Source organism: Sorangium sp. So ce327, from assembly GCF_051530205.1.
GTDB lineage: Bacteria > Myxococcota_A > Polyangia > Polyangiales > Polyangiaceae > Sorangium > Sorangium cellulosum_B.
The window spans coordinates 11,485,171-11,503,278 of the sequence record NZ_CP150330.1 but is presented as its reverse complement, the minus strand read 5'-3'; the positions used below and the strand labels follow the sequence as shown (position 1 = coordinate 11,503,278).

The window sequence follows — 18,108 nt, the reverse complement described above, 5'->3', positions numbered from 1 at the left end:
ACGGTTTGGCGTCGAGCGGCGGCGCGGGCGAGGGGAGCGCGAGCTCGTCGTGGTGCGGCTGGTCAGGTAGCCGCCGCCTGCGAAGTGGGGGAGGAGCGTGGCGCCTCGAGGCGCTCAGCCGCCGCTGGCGCGCCGCACGGCGACGCCGACGCCGGCGGTGCTGTAGCAGCCGCTCACTGTCCAGGAGATGGTGGTGTTGGAGCTGGCCACGAGATAGCCGGCCAGCGCGACCATGGTCGTCGGATCGGTCAGGCGCCGGTTCATGGTGGAGGTCGCCGCGGTGGGGCTGATGGTGGCGCCGGTGCTGGCGTTGCGCGCCGCCATCACCGTGTACACGAACGAGTTGGTCGCGCTGAAGTTGGTGCTGACCCCTCGGGACACCGTGCCGCTGCAGTCCGTCGTGTTGGTGTGGATGCCGGTCGTGGTGGCGCTCGCGAACGGGTTCGACTGGTGCACGGCCTTCAGCTCCACCACGTTGGCGAAGTACACGCCCCAGGTGTTCGCGTTCGCCATCTGCACCACCACGGGCTTGTTGCCGGTGGCGGCCGGAAGCTGGCTGTCCAGGAGGTAGTAGATGTGCGCGGCGGAGTTGTTGTCGGCCTGCCGCGTGTTGAAGAGCGTCATCGGCGTGCCGTCGTAGGTGACGCTCACCGGCACGAGCGAGTTCTCGGAGGCGACGATCCCGACAAGGACCATGCGATCGTTGTCCCGCGGTGTCTGCAGGGCGTGGCTCACGTTGATGGTGGGCGCCGAATTCCCGATGGTGCTCAAGGTGCCGGTCGTGCCGGAGTTGACGACGACGATGTCCGGCGAGACGACGCAGTTGCCGTTCGAGCAGATGGACCTCGTCCCCGAGCACACGTGGCCGCAGTCGCCGCAGTTGCTGGCGGTGCCGAGCTGGGTCGTGCAGCCGCCGCTGGGGTCGCCGCAAGCCTTCCAGCCCGGGTCGCAGGTGGGCACGCAGGTGCCGGCCGTGCAGGCGGTGGCGCTCGCGTGCGCCTGGAGGCACTGGGTGTTGCAGGCGCCGCAGGCGTTGACGTCGCCGGAGACGTCCTTCTCGCAGCCGTTCATGCCGTTGCCGTCGCAGCTGCGCCACAGGCCGCTGCACACCGGGTTGCAGCCCGACGAGCTGCATTGATTGCTGGAGACGTGGGCGCTGGCCCCGCTCTGGCACACGAGGTTGCAGCCGAGGCAGTTGTTCTCGTCGTCCCACAGGTCGATGTTGCAGCCGTTCCTCGGTACCCCGCAGTCGTCGTACTGCGCGCTCGTGCATACCGGGTTGCAGGTGCCGTCGAGGCACAGGTTGCTGGTGGTGTGGATTATGTTGCACTGGGTGCCGCAGGCGCCGCAGTTCCCCTCGTCGGTCCTGACGTTGGCCTCGCAGCCGTCGGTCAGCGAGCTGTTGCAGTTGCCGTAGTCCGCCTTGCAGCCGGCGAAGGAGCACGCGCCGCCCTGGCAGGTCGCGGTGGCGTTCGCGTAGATCGTGTTGCAGTTGACGCCGCCGGCGGCCGCGCAGGCGCCGCAGTGGGTCTGGTTCGAGTTGACGTTCGTCTCGCAGCCGTTGTCCGGATTGCCGTCGCAGTCGCCCATCCCGCTGTTGCACGTCCGCACCTTGCAGTCGCCGCCCTCGCACTTGGGGGTGCCGCCGGCGATGGTGCAGGTCTCGCCGCAGGCGCCGCAGTGGCTGAGGCTCGTGTCCGTGCTCGTCTCGCAGCCGTTGTCGTAGCGGCCGTCGCAGTCGGCGAAGCCCGGCTCGCAGCTGCCGATGGCGCAGCCGGTGGCCGTGCACTTGCCGGTGCCGTTGGCGACCGTGCACAGGCCGCCGCACGTGCCGCAGTTCTCCGGATCGGCGGCCAGATTCACCTCGCAGCTGTCCTCGGGGTCGCCGTTGCAGTCGCCCCTGCCGGCCGGGCAAGTCGTCTCGCCGCACACGCCGTCGCGGCACCAGGGCCTGCCGCCCGCCTCGGGCACGCACTCGATGCCGCACCCGCCGCAGTGCAACACGTCACGGGTAGTCGCCCTCTCACAACCGTCGACGACCTGGTCGTTGCAGTCGGTGAAGCCCGCGTCGCACGCGATCTTGCACTCCGACGCCTCGCAATACGCGTCGCCGTTCGCGGCCGGGCACAGCTCGTCGCACCCGCCACAGTGGCTCGAGTCCGTCGAGGTGTTCACCTCACAGCCGTTCTCGGCATTGCCGTCGCAGTCGGCGTAGGGCGCTTCGCACGCCTTGACCTTGCAGGCGCCGCCCTGGCACTCGGCCGTCGCGTGCGGCAGCGCGCACTTCTGGCCGCAGCTGCCGCAGTTGTCCGCGTCGGTGCGGATGTTGACCTCGCACTCCCCCTTGGCCAGGCGATCGCAGTTGGCGTAGCCATCCGGGCAGGTGGGGCCGCACACCCCGTCGATGCAATCGTCGCTAAGGCAGTCCCCGCTCGAGCGGCAGATCTTGCCGTCCTGGCAGCCCCCACAGTCGGCGCCGCAGTCCACGTCGCTCTCGGTGCCGTTGGGCACCCCGTCGGTGCAGGTTGGCGCGACGCATTGGCCGTCCTGGCACACGCCGCTCTCGCAGTCGCTGGCCCGGTTGCACTTCTTGTCGGTCGCGCACTTCTTGTCGCAGCTGCCGCCGCAATCGATGTCCGACTCCGAGCCGTCGCGGGCGCCGTTCATGCAACCCGCTTCCTGGCAGACGCCGTCGATGCACTCGCCCTCGGCGCAGTCGCGGCTCGCGGCGCAGCCGGAGTCGAGCGGGCATGGATCACACTCGCCGCCGCAGTTCAGGTCCGTCTCGCCGTCGGACTGCGTGTCGTCCGTGCAGTGCGCCGGCGGGCCGGATGCCGACGCGAACTCGAAGTCCGGCACGCTGCACGAAGCGGCGGCGGCGAAGATCCCCGCCGTCAGCGCGGCGGCCGAGAACGCGCGGAGCAGCGCGAAGCGACGCAGAAAGCCAAAGCTAGGGGTCGACATCCAGCGACAAAAGTACCATTCGCGGGCGGATTTCGCGGCCATAAAGTGAGAAGGCGGCGTCAGGATCCGCGCATGAAAGCTCCGCCGGCGCGCGCGCACCTCCGACCACGACGCGGTGCGGCGTCGGGCGCGGCGAAGGCCGCGCCCGCCATGTTGACGCGCTCGGCGGAGGCCGCGCCCGCCACGTTGACGCGCGCGGCGAAGGCCGCGCCGCCTCGTTGACAGGAGCGGAGGCCTCAAGTCACCATGGCAGGCGCCGCATGAGGAATTTCCCGCGAATTTTCCGCGTCGCAGCGGTGCTGCTGCTGCTCGAGGCGCCCGCGCTCGCCCAGGACTCCGACGAGCTCAAGCAAGCCCGCGCGCAGTTTCAGCAGGCGACAGAGCTCGAGCAAGCGGGCAACTGGGCCGCGGCCCTGCAGCGGTTCCGCGAGGTCGGCCAGGTGCGGATGACGCCTCAGGTGCGCTTCCACATCGCCGTGTGCGAGGAGAACCTGGGGCGACTCGTGACCGCGCTCGGTGGCTACGAGCTGGCGCTCGCGGAGGCCGACACCGTGGGGCCCGATTTTCGGGCCGAGGTCGAGCAGTCGATCGGCCGGCTGCGCGCGCGGATCCCGAAGCTCGTCATCGTGCGCGGCAAAGGAGCGGCCTCCGCGGCCATTGCGCTCGACGGCGTCGCCCTCGGCGGGACGTCCATCGGCGTCGAGGTGCCGCTCGATCCCGGGCCTCACGCGCTCACCGCCAAGGCCCCCAATTACAGGCCGTTTCAACAGACGGTGGAGCTGAAGGAGAAGGGGGTGACGCGCGTCGAGGTGACGCTCGAAGCATTGCCGCAAGAGCTGCTGATCCAGGCGGGCGCCCTGCGGGAGAGGCCGCCGTCCAAGGTGGTGCCGTACGTGATCGGGGGCGTCGGCGCCGCGAGCCTGATCGGCGCCGGGGTGTTGTTCGGGCTCCGCCAGGGAGCGCTCCAGGATCTGGAAGATGCCTGCGGCTCGGAAGGCAGGTCGTGCCCGCCGTCCATGCAGTCGCGCTACGACGACCTCAAATTCTATCACTATGGCGCGCAGGTGGCGCTCGGCGTCGGCGTCGTCGCGGTCGGCACGGCGACCGCGATCTTGCTCCTTCAGAACAGGAAGCCAAAGCAGCCCGAGAAAACCTCGCTCGAGCTCGTGCCCGTCGCGGGCGGATCCGAGATCGGCGCGAGTCTCTCAGGAACGTTCTGAGGGAGCCGAGCTCGTCCAGAGCGGGGCGCTAGAACCCTGGATCATGCTTCCACGACTTCGGCGGCGTGGGGGTTGGCGTCGGGCTCGGCGAGCTGCTCTGCTCGGCGGGCTTGGTCGGACGGCGGGGCGCCGCGCGCGCGGGTGACACCGGGAGCGGAGCCGGGGTCGGCGCTGCGCTGGCCGAGACGGAGGCAGAGGGCTGGCCCGGGGGCGCGTCGAGATCGGTCGCAGGGGGCGCCTCCGCCTTGGAGGGCGCCGGCGCCGGGGCGGCGGACGCCGGGGCGGCGGGCGCGGCCCCGGAAGGAAGAGGGGCGGGCGCGTCGCCGCTCCGGAGCAGTACCGCGAGCACGCCGGCGGCAAGGAGACCGAGGATCACGACGGCGGGCAGCGCGCGGCTCCTGGAGCGCGCGAACGGCGGGATCTCGTCGTCGAGCGCGCTGTTTCCGGCCGCGCTCCGGGCCGCGCCGCGGAGGTTGACGGTCCTGAAGGTGCTCACCGACGAGGGGCCGGCGCCGGTCACGTCGGAGCTGCCGAGGCTGTTGCGCAGCTGATTGCGGTCGGCGCGCTCCAGCGCCTCGGTGAGGGCCGCGCGCGTTTGCTCCTGCTGGTCCTCGAACAGCTCGCGGACGAAATTGGCGACGTCCTCGTCGGTGGCTCGCTGGTTCGGCGGAAGCGCCTTGTCGAGCGCGCGCATCAGCTCGTTGGCCGTGGCGTAGCGCTGGTCACGCTCCTTTTCGAGCGCGCGCATCAGCACGGCCTCGAGCGACGCCGGGTAGTCGGCCTGGAACTCGTGCGGCGCTTCCACCGGGTCCGTGGACGAGATGGCGAACAGCGTCGCGCCCTCGGAATCCCTGCGGAACGGGTGTTTGCCGGTGGTGAGCGTATAGAGCACGATGCCCATCGCGAACACGTCGACGCGCCGGTCGATCGCGTCGCCGCGCACCTGCTCCGGCGCCATGTAGCTCACCTTGCCCTTGAGCTGCCCGGCCTGCGTCGTGCTGTCGTTGAGCGCTGTGGCCTTGGCCACGCCGAAGTCGACCACCTTGGCCAGGCCGTTGTACGTGACCAGGATGTTCTGAGGGGAGATGTCGCGGTGCACGAGGCCGACGAGCTTGCCGCTCTTGTCCTTGAGCTCGTGCGCGGCGTGCAGGCCGGCGCAGGCCTGCGCCACGATGCGCACCGCGATCGGGATCGGCATGCCGTTCTGCCGCTTCGCGACCTTCATCACCTGGTTGAGCGGAATGCCGTCGATCCACTCCATCGCCAGGAACAGCACGCCGTCCTGCTCGCCGAGGTCGAGGATCTCGACGGCGTTCGGGTGGCGGATCTGGGACGCGAGCGACGCCTCCGAGAGGAACATGCGCTCGAACTGGTCGTCCTCCGACAGCGTCGGCAGCATCGTCTTCACTGCGACGATCTTCTGGAAGCCGCGCGTCCCCTTCAGCCGCGCCGCCCACACCATGGCCATGCCGCCCGCTGCGATCGGCAGCAGCAGCTCGTAACGACCCAACACGGACCCGGGCCCGAGCTCGGCCGGTGTGTTCTGCAGGAGGTTCGGGGCAGGATTCACGCTACTCGGAAGGTTTGTTAAGTGCCCTGACCGTACGAGTGTGCGGCGTCACGAAGCGAGTGCCCAGCACGAAGAAACATCGCGGAGACAAATTGCGGCTATCGCACCAATAACCCCACCTCCCTACATTGGTCGACGGCTGGCGGCGGCGCTTCGTGGCTGGGCAGCTGCCGCGAAAACGTCGCTAGGAAGTCCAAGCGCCGTCCGGAAGTCAAGCTGCTCTTATGCGCCTACCATCGTACAAGGAAGGCGGAAGGGCGCGTTGCCACGCGTCTCCGCGCGTCTCCACGCGTCTCCACGCGTCGCCACGCGCTGTCACCGCCGCACGACGAACATCGCGGCGAAATACCCATCCGTGCCGTGCACGTGCGGCAGCAGCCGGAACGCGTCGCCGCCGCCCGCGAGCTCGCGCGCGAGCTCCGCGTCGAACGGCGCCGGCTCCAGCCGGACGCCGAGGCCGTCGTCCGCCGGGGCCGCGAGCCGCGCCGCCACGGCCTCGCACTCCTCGCGCAGCACGCTGCACACCGCGAACACGAGCCGGCCGCCGTCCCGGGCGCGGGTCGCGGCGCGGCGCGCGATCGCGACCTGGAGGTCGGCCAGGCGCGGGAGATCGTCCGCCTCGCGCCGGAGCGCGATCTCCGGGCGCCGCCGCAGCGTGCCCACCCCGGAGCAAGGCGCGTCGACGAGCACCCGGTCGTAGCCCTCGGGGACGTCGCCCGCGCCCACCGTCCAGTCGACGGCGTAGGTCTCGCGCACGGAGGCCGCAGCCCGCCCGAGCCCGTCGCGCGCGCCGGCCTGCGCATCGCCGGCCTCCGCGCCTGCGCCCTCTGCGCTCACGGGAGGCGCGCCGAGCGCCGCGCGGAGCTGCGAGAGCTTCGCGGGGTACAGATCCGCCGCGTCCACCGCGCCGGAAGGCAGCACCGCGCGCGACAGGAGCCACGACTTGTTGCCGCGGCCGGAGCAGGCGTCGAGCACGGCCTCGCCGGGGCGCGCGCCGAGCGCGAAGGCGAGCGCCTGCGCCCCCTCTTCCTGGCCGATCCACGCGACGCCGAAGCCCGGGAGCCGCCGGAGATCGCCCGCCCCCCGCGCGACGATCGCGGCCGGTGAGACGTGCCCCGCCTCGAAGGTCCCGGTGGGCGCGGCGGCCCGCAGCGCCTCGAGCCACGCGCCGCGGTCCTCGCCAGGGGCGAGGCAGAGGCCGGTCGGCGGCGGCACCGGGCCGGCCGACAGGAACGCCTCGGCCGCGGCCCGGCCGAGCGAGCGGCGCAGGGCGCCCCGCAGCCACCCCGGCGCGGAGGCGACCACCGCGCTCGCGAGCGTCGGGCGACCGCCGGACTCCACGGCCGCGGCGAGCCGGCGCAGCACGGCGTTCGCGAACGCGCCGACCCGCGGCCCGCCGGCCGCCTGGGCGCCGTCCACCGCCTCCGAGACCGCGGCGAACGAGGGGACGCGATCGAGGAAGCAGAGCGAGTACGCCCCCATCAGCACGTGGGCGCGCACCAGCGGGTCGGCCGTCCAGCGGCTCTTCGCGGCGAACTCGGCGATGCGCGCCTCGAGCGCCGCCTGCGCGCGCAGGACGCCGTAGACGAGCTCCGTCGCGAGGCCTATGTCCCGCGGGTCCAGCGCCGGCGCGCGGCGCAGCTCGGCGTCGAGGGCCGCCGAGGCGAAGGCGTCCGAGCCCCACACCCGCGCGAGCACGCGCGCCGCGACCGCGCGCGGCGCGCTCTCGGCCGGATGCGGCGGGCGCGCCGCGCCGCGGCCCCCTTCGCGCCCGTCGCGCCCGTCACCTTGGCTCCGGTCAGCCAACGAGCTCCTTGAATTGCCCCTGGATCACGTCCCAGCGGCGCTCGACGTCGTTCTTGAAGGCGATGCCCATCAGGCCGATGAGCACCATGAGCCCGACCAGGCTCGCGATCTCGCGGACGCGCAGCGGCAGCGGGCGCCGCAGCACGGCCTCGAACGTGAAGAACAGGAGGTGGCCGCCGTCGAGCACCGGGATGGGCAGCAGGTTGATGAGCCCGAGGTTGATCGAGATGACCGCCATCGCCCAGACGAAGTAGCTGACGCCCTTCGCGCCCTCCTCGCCGATCACGTCGTACACCGTGATGGGGCCGCCCAGCGTGGAGATGCTGACCTTGCCCTCCATGATGCGGACGATCCCGACCACGATGAACCGGATGACGTCGTACGTCTCGTCGACCGCGCTCTCCAGGGCGAACTGGAAGGCCGACGGGCTGTCGACGAACGGCTCGGCCACCATCGGCGACCAGTTCGACGCGCGCAGGTAGAAGCGCGGGCGGTGCTGGCCGTACTCGTCGATCCAGTCCTCGCGGCGGAGCTCGATGGTGCCGCTCTTGCGCTGGCCCGAGCGCTGCCACGTGATGACGTGCGGCCTGTCCGGAGCCGCGAAGAGCCGCTCGACGAAGGTCGACCAGGCGGTGACCTCGACGCCGTCGACCTCCGTGATGCGATCGCCCGGCCGGAGCTCGGCGTCCCACTCGGCCGAGCCCTCGGGGACCTCGGCGACGTAGAGGTCGGCCGGCTCGATGCCGGTGCGCGCGAGCAGGTCGCCGTGGCCGCTCTCCGGCGTCAGCGCGGCGACGCCCGACTCGTAGACGGCGAGCTCGGCCAGGCCGCCGAGCGCGCGCGGCACCGTGACCGGGCGCAGGTACGTGACCGGCACCGTGGCGCCGCGGCTCTCCTCGAGCGCGATCTCCAGGTCGGCGAACGTCTTCACGGGCGTGCCGCGCACCTCCGTCACGACGTCGAACGTGCGCAGCCCGGCCCGGAACGCGGGCGAGTCGGGCCGCGAGACGCCCACCACGGCGGCGGGGCGGCTCGGCCGGATGCCGATCTCGCCCACCCGGTCCACGATCTCGAGCGGCTTCTGGACGACCTTCTCCTCCGGGACGACCGTGACCTCGACGTGCGTCTTGTTGCGGAACACCTTGAGGCGGAGCTCCTGGTTGGGGCTCTTCGTCACGATCCGGTGCAGCTCGGCGAAGGTGCTGACGCGCTCGCCGTCCACCTCGAGGATGCGATCGCCCGGGACCAGCCGGCCCTCGGCCGGGTGCCCCGGCAGGACCACGCCGACCGTCGGCGGGACGAAGCGGGTCTCGCCGATGAAGACGGCGAAGTAGAGCAGCACCGGGAAGAGCACGTTCATCGCCGGGCCGGCCATGACGATGATCACGCGCTTCCAGAGCGCCTGGGACTCGAAGGTGCGCTTGCGATCCTCGGGGAGCACGGCCTCCTGCCGGTTCTCCTCGAGCATCTTCACGAAGCCGCCGAGGGGCAGGAGCGCGACGCAGTACTCCGTCTCCCGGCCCCGCAGGCGCAGCACCCGGGGGCCGAAGCCGATCGAGAAGGTGAGGACCTTCACGCCGAAGATCTTCGCGCACACGAAGTGGCCGAGCTCGTGCACGAAGATGAGCACGGAGCAGAGCAGCGCGAAATACAGGAGGTCCACGGCGGCGGCTCTCTTTACGCGAGGCCGGGCTCGGTGACCACTGGCCACTGAGGGGCGCAGGGCCAGGGCGCCCCCGCGCGAAGGGCGGCCTCCGGCGAAGGGACGGCGTCCGGTCCGTGGAAAGGCGCCCTCCGGCGTGACGATGCCTTCACGGCGCTGGCCCCGGTCGGCCGCCCACAGACACCCGCGGTTCCGCCGCGTGGCGAAATGTCACAGAGCGCGGGCGCGCCCTGCGCGATGCGCGATCGGAAGAGCGCCAGAGGGCCGCAGGCCCCGCGCATCCGTGATATCTCACCGATGGAACCCGGCCGGGCGACGCGCCCGCGAGCGACGCCTCACGGCGCACGGTACCCTGGCCGATTCTCGCGATGTGCCCTGATACGAACTGCGAGGTCCCATCATGAAGCACACGATTGAGCACGACCTGAGCGACACCGAGGCAAAGCTGGCGACCGAACGAGCGATCGCGCAGTACCGAGCGCGGTACGCCGAGTACGAGCCTTTCCTCGTGTGGCGCGACGCGACGCGCGCCGAGCTCGGCTTCTCGGTGAAGGGCGTCAAGCTGAAAGGCAGCATGGAGCTCCGCCCCGGCGCCGTGGACGTGGATCTCGACGTGCCTCTCCTGATGCGCCCCTTCAAGGGGGTAGCGATCGCCGCCATCGACAAGGAGGTTCGTCACTTCATCGCAGAGGCGCACCGCGAACGGGCCCAGGGAGGCGGCAAAGCCACCTGAGCGAGCGGGCTGTTCCACTATGGACATGAGCGCCAGCCGGCGCTATGTTGCTCCAACAGTATCTACTTCGCCGGCCGAAGTACGCCCCGCGACACGACTCACTCCAGTGCTCGGCCGGCAGGGGGCTGTCTCCTCGCTGCTCACCTGCCGGTCTCGCCGTCGTACTCACCGAGCGAGCGCCTTCACGGCCGTCAGCTTGTGCGAGGCCAGCACGGAGTGGATCGCGGTGATGAGGCCCCCCGCGTCGATCTCGCAGCGCATGACGAAGCGTGGCGCCAGCTTCTCCACGGTGGTCGTGCGCTCGATGACGACCGCCGGGAGGCCGTTGATGAGGCGCAGCTCGTGGCGGAGCGCTCCGGGGTCGTCGATCCTCAGCAGGCCGACGTAGAAGCGCGCGACCCGGTTCGGGCCGACGACGATCCGGCGCGCCGCCTTGAACTCGCCGTTCGCGTCGTTGATGACCCGGACGCCCTCGCTCAGGAGCGCCTCGATGGCGGCGACGTCCTGCGTCGCCAGGGTCTGCAGGAAGCGCACGAGCGCCGCGCCCGACCGCTCGACGAGCTCGGGTGAGGGGCGGCAGCGCTCGCGATCGTACGGCTCCAAGGCGCGGCGGGCGCGGTGGTGGGTCGTCTTCACGCTGGCCTCCGACAGGTCGAGCGCGGCGGCGGTCTCCTGCACCGAGTAGTCGAAGACGTCGCGGAGCAGGAGCACCGCGCGCTGCTGCGGGGTCAGCGCCTCGAGCGCGATGAGGAAGGCGAAGGACGCACTTTCGAGGAGGTCGTAGCGGCCCTCGGTGCCCTCCTTGCCCGGGATCTCGAACGACGGGGGCTCGGGCTCCGCCTCGATCGGGGAGGGGAGCCACGGTCCGTCGTAGGTGAGGCGCTTGCGGCGCCGGAGGGCGTCGCGGCCGAGGTTCAGCGCGACGCGCGCGAGCCAGGGGCGGACGGGCTCTCCGGTGCGCGCGGGCGGGCGCTCCAGCGCGCGGACGAACGTCTCCTGCACGATGTCGTCCGCGTCCGCGGCGCTACCGGTGAGCCGGTAGGAGAGGGCCCAGAGGAAGCGCTCGTGCTCGCGGTAGCTCGCGGCGACGAAGCCGGGGGCGACGAGCCCGGCGCTCGGGGCAGGAGAGGCCGTGGAGCTGCTCATGGAGCGTCGGGTAACCCCGTCACGCCGCGCGGTCGAGGGCGCGGCGCGAGAGGATGTCCCGCGCGGCGTCCCGCGCGCTGGCGAGGCTCGCGTCGGCGAGCATGCCCGTCGGCCCGACCCAGTCGCCCGCGAGGAAGAGCCCGTCGAGCTCCGGGACGCGGGCGCCGGGGCGCCCTGCGCGGCCGCCGCCCTCCGCCGTGACCACGGCGTTGGAGACGATGAGCGAGGGCAGGAAGCGGCGCTCGACGATCGCGCCGCGGTAGCCGGGCTGCGCGCGGTCGAGCAGATCCTCGAGCTCGCGCTCGGGGTCGCGGCCGGCGAGCTCGGGGCTGTACTGGGCGGTGTGGATCACGGCGCCGCCCGCGGGGGCGAGGCGCGCGGCGTCGGTGTGGACCGACAGGTAGAGCGGGCGGTCGATGCCGAGCACGAAGCCCGGGCGCTGGCGAGGGAGCCTCGACAGCGCGACGTCGAGGCACGCGGCGCGGACCGGGACGGCGCGCTCCGCGAGCGCGGCGAGCGCCGCGCTCGCGGGCACGAGCGCGGCCGCGGCGCGCGGGCTCGCGGCGACGAGCACGGCGCCGGCGCCGAGGCGGTCGCCGTTCGCGAGCTCCACGGCGGAGACGGCGCCGCCCTCGGCCGCGATCTGCGCCGCGCGCGCGCCGGTGAGGATCTCCACGCCGGCCGCCACGGCGGCGTCGCGCAGGCCGTCGACGAGGGTCCTCCAGCCGCCGTCGAGGTAGAGCACGCCGTGGCTCAGGGCGAGCTGCACCTGCGTCAGCGCCGCGCCGGCGCTCTGGCGATCGTCGTCGGCGCAGTAGGTCGACAGCCGGACGAGCGCGCCGACGAAGCGGCGCACCTCGGGCGTCCGGAAGGCGTCGCGCAGCCAGGCCGAGACCGGGACCGCCGCGAGCGGCGCGGGGTTGGCCGCGGCGAGGCTGCCAAGGACGCGCCCCATCTCGACCTTCGCGGCGAGGGGGAAGAGGCCCGTCGTGAGGAGCGACAGGGCGCCGGACGGCAAGGTGTGGAGGGCGCCGCGGTCGAGCGCGAGCGCGCCCGACGGGGACGGCGCCGCGCCGGTGAACCGGACGCCGAGCTCGCGGAGCACCTCGTGCGCCGCGCCCCCGCGGTAGAGCGCGTGAGCGCCGAGGTTCAGCGAGAAGCCGTGGCTCTCCTGCGTGGAGGCGCGGCCGCCCGGCGCGTGCGCCTTCTCGACGAGGGCGACCGACCGACCCGCCCGGCCCAGGTACGCCGCCGCGGCCAGGCCCGCGAGCCCGCCGCCGATCACCACCACGTCTTTTGTAGTACGCATCACATCGTCCCTTTCCTGGCGGTATCACGATCGGGGGCCCGGAAAGGTTACGCGCGCCCTGACGAATTTTCGGAGCGCGGCGGGACGGGGAGGGGGCTGGACGGCGGGCGAGAAGCGGCGTGCCGGCGCTCAGGTGGCGCGGACGAGCGGCGTGTCGACGAGGTGCTCGGACAGGAACCACACCTGCATCTCGTTCGTGCGGAGGACGTCGCCCATGAGCAGGTCGGCGGTGCCATCGTCGCGGTTCTCGGTGGTGAGCTTCACCGCCTCGCGCGTCTCCGCGAGGATGAGCTCGTGCGCGTCGAGCAGGCGCGAGAGCTGGGCGGGCACCTGCTCGCGGCCGCGGGGCGCCCGCTCGATCCTCGTCGTCTCCGCGACGTCGTGCGCCATGGCGATCGCGACGCCGCCCAGCATCTGGACGCGCTCGGCGAGCATGTCGATCAGCGCGGCTTGCTCCTTGAAGTGCTTGTCGAAGAGCAGATGGAGCTGGAAGAAGGTCGCCCCGGACACCTGCCAGTGGTGCTTCTTGTACATGTCGCGCAGGACGAGCGTGTCCGACAGGATCTGATTCAGCGCCCGGATGCTCTCCGCGCGCGACTTCGCGGCGAGCGCCAGCGGATAGTCCACGACCGTCCCGAAAGGCTGGATCTCCTCGCTTCGCTGGCGGAGGAGGGGCTGGGCCTCGAGCGCCCGCGCGCCTCCTTCCTTGCCACCACGCCTCTGTTTCCTCTGTTGCTTCCTCTGTACTGCCATGGTCCCCTCCCCGTCGATCGGTTCACTACGTATCTAGAGCCCGAGCCCGCTCCGTCCATGGCTGCACGTCCGCTGTCGTGTCCACGCGGGCCGGCGCGGCGCTCCGCTGGAAGGCGCGCCCGCGCGGCATCGCGCCACCGCGCGGCTCGCATCCGGCTGGGATTTCGTGCAAAGTCCAGCGCAGCATGAAACGGCTCCTGCTCACCAGCGCGCTGCCCTACGCCAACGGGCACATCCACATCGGCCACCTCGTCGAGTACACCCAGACCGACATCTTTGCCCGTTATTGGCGGATGACCGGGCGGAGGTGCATTTACCTGTGCGCCGACGACACCCACGGCACGGCCATCATGATCCGCGCTCGGCAAGAGGGGCGGAGCGAGGCCGACGTCATCGCGGACATGAGCGCGGCGCACCAGCGCGATTTCGCGGCGTTCCAGATCCGGTTCGACCACTACGGCAGCACGAACTCCCCGGCGAACCGCGCGCTGTGCGAGGAGATCTGGGCGTCGCTGCGCGAGCGCGGCATGCTGACCACGAAGGAGGTCACGCAGCTCTTCGATCCGCAGGAGGGCATGTTCCTGGCGGATCGCTTCGTCAAGGGCACCTGCCCGAAGTGCGCGGCGCCGGACCAGTACGGCGATAGCTGCGATCGGTGCGGCTCGACCTACGCCGCGACCGACCTGGTCGAGCCGAGGAGCGCGCTCACGGGCGCGCGGCCCGAGGTGCGGAGCGCGCAGCACCTCATGGTGGCCATCGAGCCGGAGCGGCCGTTCCTGTCGACCTGGACGCAGGGCGAGGGGCGGATGCCGAAGGAGATCGCGAACTACCTGGCGGGGCATTTCCTGTCGGAGCCGCTCCGCGACTGGGACGTATCGCGCCCCGCGCCGTACTTCGGGTTCGAGATCCCCGACGCGCCAGGGAACTACTGGTATGTCTGGTTCGACGCGCCGATAGGGTACATGGCTGCGAGCAAGGAGTGGTGCGCCCGGGAAGGCGAGGCGTTCGACGACTGGTGGCGATCCGAGGAGACGGAGATCGTCCACGTCATCGGGAAGGACATCGTGTATTTCCACACGCTCTTCTGGCCGGCGATGCTGAAGAGCGCGCGCTTCTCGCTGCCGTCGCGCGTGCAGGTGCACGGGTTCCTCACCGTGAACGGAGAGAAGATGTCGAAGAGCAAGGGCACGTTCGTGCTGGCCTCGACGTACCTGAAGCACCTCGACCCGGCGTACCTCCGTTATTACTACGCGAGCAAGCTGAGCTCGAAGGTCGACGACATCGATCTGAACCTGGAAGAGCTCGTGAACAAGGTGAACGCCGAGCTCGTGAACAAGGTCGTGAACCTGGCGAGCCGGTCGTCGCGCTTCGTGGCGCAGACGGGGCTGTCGGCGGTTTACCCCGAGGACGGGGGGCTGTTCGCGGCGGCGGCGGCGGAGGGCGAGGCGATCGGGGCGGCGTACGCGGCGTTCGACTATGCGCGGGCGACGAGGAGCATCGTGGCGCTGGCGGACCGGGCGAACGAGTATGTCGACCGGATGCAGCCGTGGGCGCTGGCGAAGCAGTCGGAGAAGAAGGCGGAGCTGCAGGGCGTCTGCACCGTGGCGCTCAACCTGTTCCGGCAGATCGTGCTCTACCTGGCGCCGGTGCTCCCGAAGCTGGCCGACGACGTCGCGCGGCTGCTCGGGTGCCCCATGGACCGGTGGGAGCTCGCGAAGACGCCGCTTGTGGGCACGCCTGTGGCCGCGTATGAGCACCTCATGAAGCGGGTCGAGCCGGGTGCAGTGGAGAAGATGATCGCGGAGGGCCGCCCCGCCGAGGAGGCGACGGCGCCGGGCGGCGCGGCGGGGGCGAACCCGGAGGCGGGCCCGGCGGCGGGCGGGGGCGCGGCCGCGGAGGACGACGGCGCGGCGCTCGCCAAGGAGCCGCTCGCGCCGGAGTGCACGATCGACGATTTCACCAAGGTCGACCTGCGCGTCGCGCGCATCGTCGCGGCGGAGCACGTGCCCGAGGCGAAGAAGCTGCTCAAGCTGACCGTCTCGCTCGGCGGGGAGGCGCGGAGGACGGTGTTCGCCGGGATCAAGGCGTATTACAAGCCGGAAGACCTCGTCGGGCGGCTCGTCATCGTGTGCGCCAACCTGGCGCCGCGGAAGATGAAGTTCGGCCTCAGCGAGGGGATGGTGCTCGCGGCGGGGGACGAGACGGTGCATCTCCTGTCGCCGGACTCGGGGGCGAAGCCGGGGATGCGGGTGCACTGAGGCGGCTGCCGGCTGCGCGGGCTCGGTGGGCCCGCGCAGCCGCCGCGCCACGTCCCCTGCTGTCGACGTGGCGGACTACTTGGTGAGGATCGGGGGGACGGTTGACCGCGGGAACGGGCGGACGATCAGGCCCTGCTTCTTGATCTCCACGTTGGTGAGCTCGCCGAACGCGCCCCGCGCGGTGACCGTGATGTTGGTCCTCGTGCCGTCGGCCCAGAAGAGCTCGCGGGCCTCGCCATCGAAGGTCAGCTGGCCGAGCTTGCGCACCTGCTTGTGGACGATGCTGCAGCTCTCGGCGCCGGAGGGCGGGTACTGGGCGGCCAGCGTCGGGTCCTCGACGATGTGCCAGACGACCACGCTCGAACCGAGCGGCGCGTCGTAGACGTCACCGGCGCCCCAGCGGTTCTCGAGCAGGAAGTACTCCTTGTCGCCGCGCGCGGCGTCCCAGAGCAGCGTGACCTCCTTGCGGGTCTCGATCGAGGCCAGCGGGACGGTCTGGGTGGTCCACGAGCCGATCTCGACGAGGTCCGGGGTCACGAGGGCGCTCTTCAGCTTCTCGAACGGGCCCATGTGGGTCGCCTGCCAGTGCCAGTACATGGCGTCGAAGTACTTTGACGCCGTGCTCGACGAGTCGCAGCCGTACATGTCCTGCGCGTCCAGGATGCGGTGGGTGAGCTCGTGGGCGAGCAGGCCCACGCCGTTGCGACGATCCGAGTCGAACGGCGACAGGTAGACGTCGAGGAGGTCGAAGTTCAGCGGCGTCGAGTTGCCGTCGACCGCCACGTCGACGCTGCGGTTGGTGCCGTAGGCCGAGTTCTGCGGGCGCACAACGATGAGGACGAGCTCGTCGCGGGTGATCTTGCCGTCGCCGTTGGTGTCGTAGTTGTGGAAGTTGATGCTCGGGTCGGCGGCGCGGATGGCGTCGCGCCAGGCCTCGGCGTGCCCGCCGGGCGTGTCCCAGTACCAGTTGCCCTGGTGCGCGGCCGGCGCCTGGGCGAACGGGCCGCAGTTCACGTACTGGAAGCTGTCGAAGGCGAGCTTGCCGTCGGTGTTGTCGGCCAGCCAGCCCTTCATGCTCATGCCGCCGTCGCCGCCCTCGTGGTAGTTGAGGATCTGGGAGAGCGAGGGCGCGGCGTGATCCGGGCGGACCGGGTCAATGCACAGCACCAGGGCCTTGTGGGTGCGCACGCGCGGCGAGTGGCCGTAGCCCTGGCCGATGCCCATGAACGCCTGGGCGAAATCGGAGCCCGAGCGCCGCTTGGCGGTCACGCGCAGGGAGCGGTCACGGATGTTGGCGGTGGTGCCGGTGTCGCTGCGCGCCTGCAGGGTCACGGTGTGGTTGCCCGGGCGCAGGTTCTTGAGCACGAAGGTGTGCGAGTTGACGCGCATGAGCGGCTCGCCCTGGATGAGGGTGACGTCGCCGGGCTGCGCCGGAACGCCGTCGACCAGGGCGCGCAGGAACAGGCGGCCGCTCGAGGAGTAGACCTCGCCGGAGAAGGTGATCGCCGCGCTCTCGGCGGGAGCCTGGGTGTTGAGGTTGACCGAGAGGTCGGGGATGTTGGTCCAGTTCAGGCCGGAGAAGGGCACCGGCGGGCCCTGCATGGTGGCCGCAGCGGTCGAGCCGCCCGGGGCCGAGGCCGGCGCGGCGGAGACGGCCATGGTGCGGTCGCCCAGGCGGATGTCGCCGCCGGCGGTGTCGCCGGACCACTGGATCTGCACGGTGTGGTTGCCGGCGGGCACGCTGGGCGCGACGAAGGTCATGCTGCGCGTCCCGCCGCGGTTCGACATGTTGGCGTGGAGCAGGGTCACGTTGCCCACGTCCACGCCGTCGACGAGCGCGCGCACGAACATGCGGCCGCTGTTCGAGGCGGCCTCTGCCGAGAAGGTGACGATCAGGTCCTGCTGGGCGCTCGTGGTCAGCTGGGTCGTGAGGCCCGGGACGTTCTCCCAGGCGGTGGTGGTCTTGATGAGGTCCGGGCCGCTGGGCGCGGCGGCCACGGCGAGCCGACCGTCGCCGCTGAAGGGCGCGGCCGAGTTGACCACCAGCGAGCGATCGCGCATCTGGGCGTCGCCGCCGTTCACCACGTACCACTGGATCTCGACGATGTGCTGACCCGCCGAGACGCCCGACTTCACGAAGGTGAAGGAGCGCGTGCCGTCGAAGTTCTCGCTGCCCATCTTGATCTTCACGTCGCTCGGCGAGACCGGCGCGCCGTCGACGAGCGCGCGCAGCCACACCGTGTTGGTGGCGTAGATCTCGGCGCTGAAGCTGATCTCCAGGTTATCGCCCGCGTGCGAGTAGACAGCGCTGGACAGGCCGGGGGCCGAGGTCCATGCGCTCTTGGTCGCGATCGCGTACGGCGCGCCCTCGGCGGGCGAGAGCACGGACAGGTTGCCGACGGGGTTCTGCTGGTAAAGCGAGAGCGCGGCTGCCTCGCTCGCGATGTCCTCCTCGTCTGACACCGCCTGCGAGACGTCCTCGTCGCCGGCGCAGCCGAGCTGGACGGTGGAGGCCGTGAGCGCCATGAGCGCAACGTGCTTGAGACGCATCCGCGGGGCCAGGAAATCCCAGCTGGCGTCGCGCTTGTACTGACGCTTGAGATGCTGAAAGAATGCCATGATGACACCTCCGGAAAAAGCCAATGGGCCCTTGTCCTCGAAACGGAGCCGGCATGACGGCCCATGT

General features: G+C 71.3%; 11 protein-coding genes. 3 read left to right on the top strand and 8 right to left on the bottom strand.

What is annotated here, in order from left to right:
* Window positions 1-114 precede the first annotated feature (114 nt).
* On the bottom strand, window positions 115-2,964 hold the full coding sequence (locus WME95_RS43120) for a hypothetical protein (RefSeq protein ID WP_437905075.1): 2,850 nt from the start codon (window positions 2,962-2,964) through the stop codon (window positions 115-117).
* A gap of 260 nt (window positions 2,965-3,224) precedes the next feature.
* Here WME95_RS43120 and WME95_RS43115 point away from each other — a divergent pair, with 260 nt between their 5' ends.
* Window positions 3,225-4,184, top strand: a complete 960-nt coding sequence (locus tag WME95_RS43115) for a PEGA domain-containing protein (RefSeq protein ID WP_437905074.1) — start codon at window positions 3,225-3,227, stop codon at window positions 4,182-4,184.
* A 28-nt stretch (window positions 4,185-4,212) separates the two neighbouring features.
* Here WME95_RS43115 and WME95_RS43110 read toward each other — a convergent pair whose 3' ends face one another.
* From WME95_RS43110 to rseP, 3 genes are all read right to left on the bottom strand, one after another.
* Window positions 4,213-5,754, bottom strand: a complete 1,542-nt coding sequence (locus WME95_RS43110; RefSeq protein ID WP_437905073.1) for a serine/threonine-protein kinase — start codon at window positions 5,752-5,754, stop codon at window positions 4,213-4,215.
* A 315-nt stretch (window positions 5,755-6,069) separates the two neighbouring features.
* On the bottom strand, window positions 6,070-7,560 hold the full coding sequence (locus WME95_RS43105) for an RsmB/NOP family class I SAM-dependent RNA methyltransferase (RefSeq protein ID WP_437905072.1): 1,491 nt from the start codon (window positions 7,558-7,560) through the stop codon (window positions 6,070-6,072).
* The gene (rseP, locus tag WME95_RS43100; RefSeq protein WP_437905071.1) at window positions 7,553-9,223 is read right to left on the bottom strand and encodes an RIP metalloprotease RseP; all 1,671 of its coding nucleotides are present in this window, start codon (window positions 9,221-9,223) and stop codon (window positions 7,553-7,555) included. Before rseP ends, WME95_RS43105 begins: the two co-directional genes overlap by 8 nt.
* A 400-nt stretch (window positions 9,224-9,623) precedes the next feature.
* Here rseP and WME95_RS43095 point away from each other — a divergent pair, with 400 nt between their 5' ends.
* Window positions 9,624-9,956: a polyhydroxyalkanoic acid system family protein gene (locus WME95_RS43095; protein WP_437546443.1), complete on the top strand. Its 333-nt coding sequence runs from the start codon at window positions 9,624-9,626 to the stop codon at window positions 9,954-9,956.
* 165 nt (window positions 9,957-10,121) lie between these two features.
* On the opposite strand, the gene WME95_RS43090 is transcribed toward WME95_RS43095, so the two are convergent.
* The 3 genes from WME95_RS43090 to WME95_RS43080 form a co-directional block, all read right to left on the bottom strand.
* Window positions 10,122-11,102, bottom strand: coding sequence for a sigma-70 family RNA polymerase sigma factor (locus WME95_RS43090; RefSeq protein WP_437905070.1), 981 nt, complete (start codon window positions 11,100-11,102; stop codon window positions 10,122-10,124).
* A gap of 19 nt (window positions 11,103-11,121) precedes the next feature.
* Window positions 11,122-12,411 (bottom strand): phytoene desaturase family protein, encoded by a 1,290-nt coding sequence (locus WME95_RS43085; RefSeq protein ID WP_437905069.1) that lies wholly within the window; start codon window positions 12,409-12,411, stop codon window positions 11,122-11,124.
* Between the two features lie 129 nt (window positions 12,412-12,540).
* Window positions 12,541-13,164, bottom strand: a complete 624-nt coding sequence (locus tag WME95_RS43080) for a Dps family protein (protein ID WP_437905068.1) — start codon at window positions 13,162-13,164, stop codon at window positions 12,541-12,543.
* A 185-nt stretch (window positions 13,165-13,349) separates the two neighbouring features.
* On the opposite strand from WME95_RS43080, the gene metG reads away from it, so the two are divergent.
* The gene (gene metG, locus WME95_RS43075; RefSeq protein ID WP_437905067.1) at window positions 13,350-15,422 is read left to right on the top strand and encodes a methionine--tRNA ligase; all 2,073 of its coding nucleotides are present in this window, start codon (window positions 13,350-13,352) and stop codon (window positions 15,420-15,422) included.
* Window positions 15,423-15,497: 75 nt separating this feature from the next.
* Here metG and WME95_RS43070 read toward each other — a convergent pair whose 3' ends face one another.
* Window positions 15,498-18,041, bottom strand: a complete 2,544-nt coding sequence (locus WME95_RS43070; RefSeq protein WP_437905066.1) for an EF-hand domain-containing protein — start codon at window positions 18,039-18,041, stop codon at window positions 15,498-15,500.
* Window positions 18,042-18,108 lie beyond the last annotated feature (67 nt).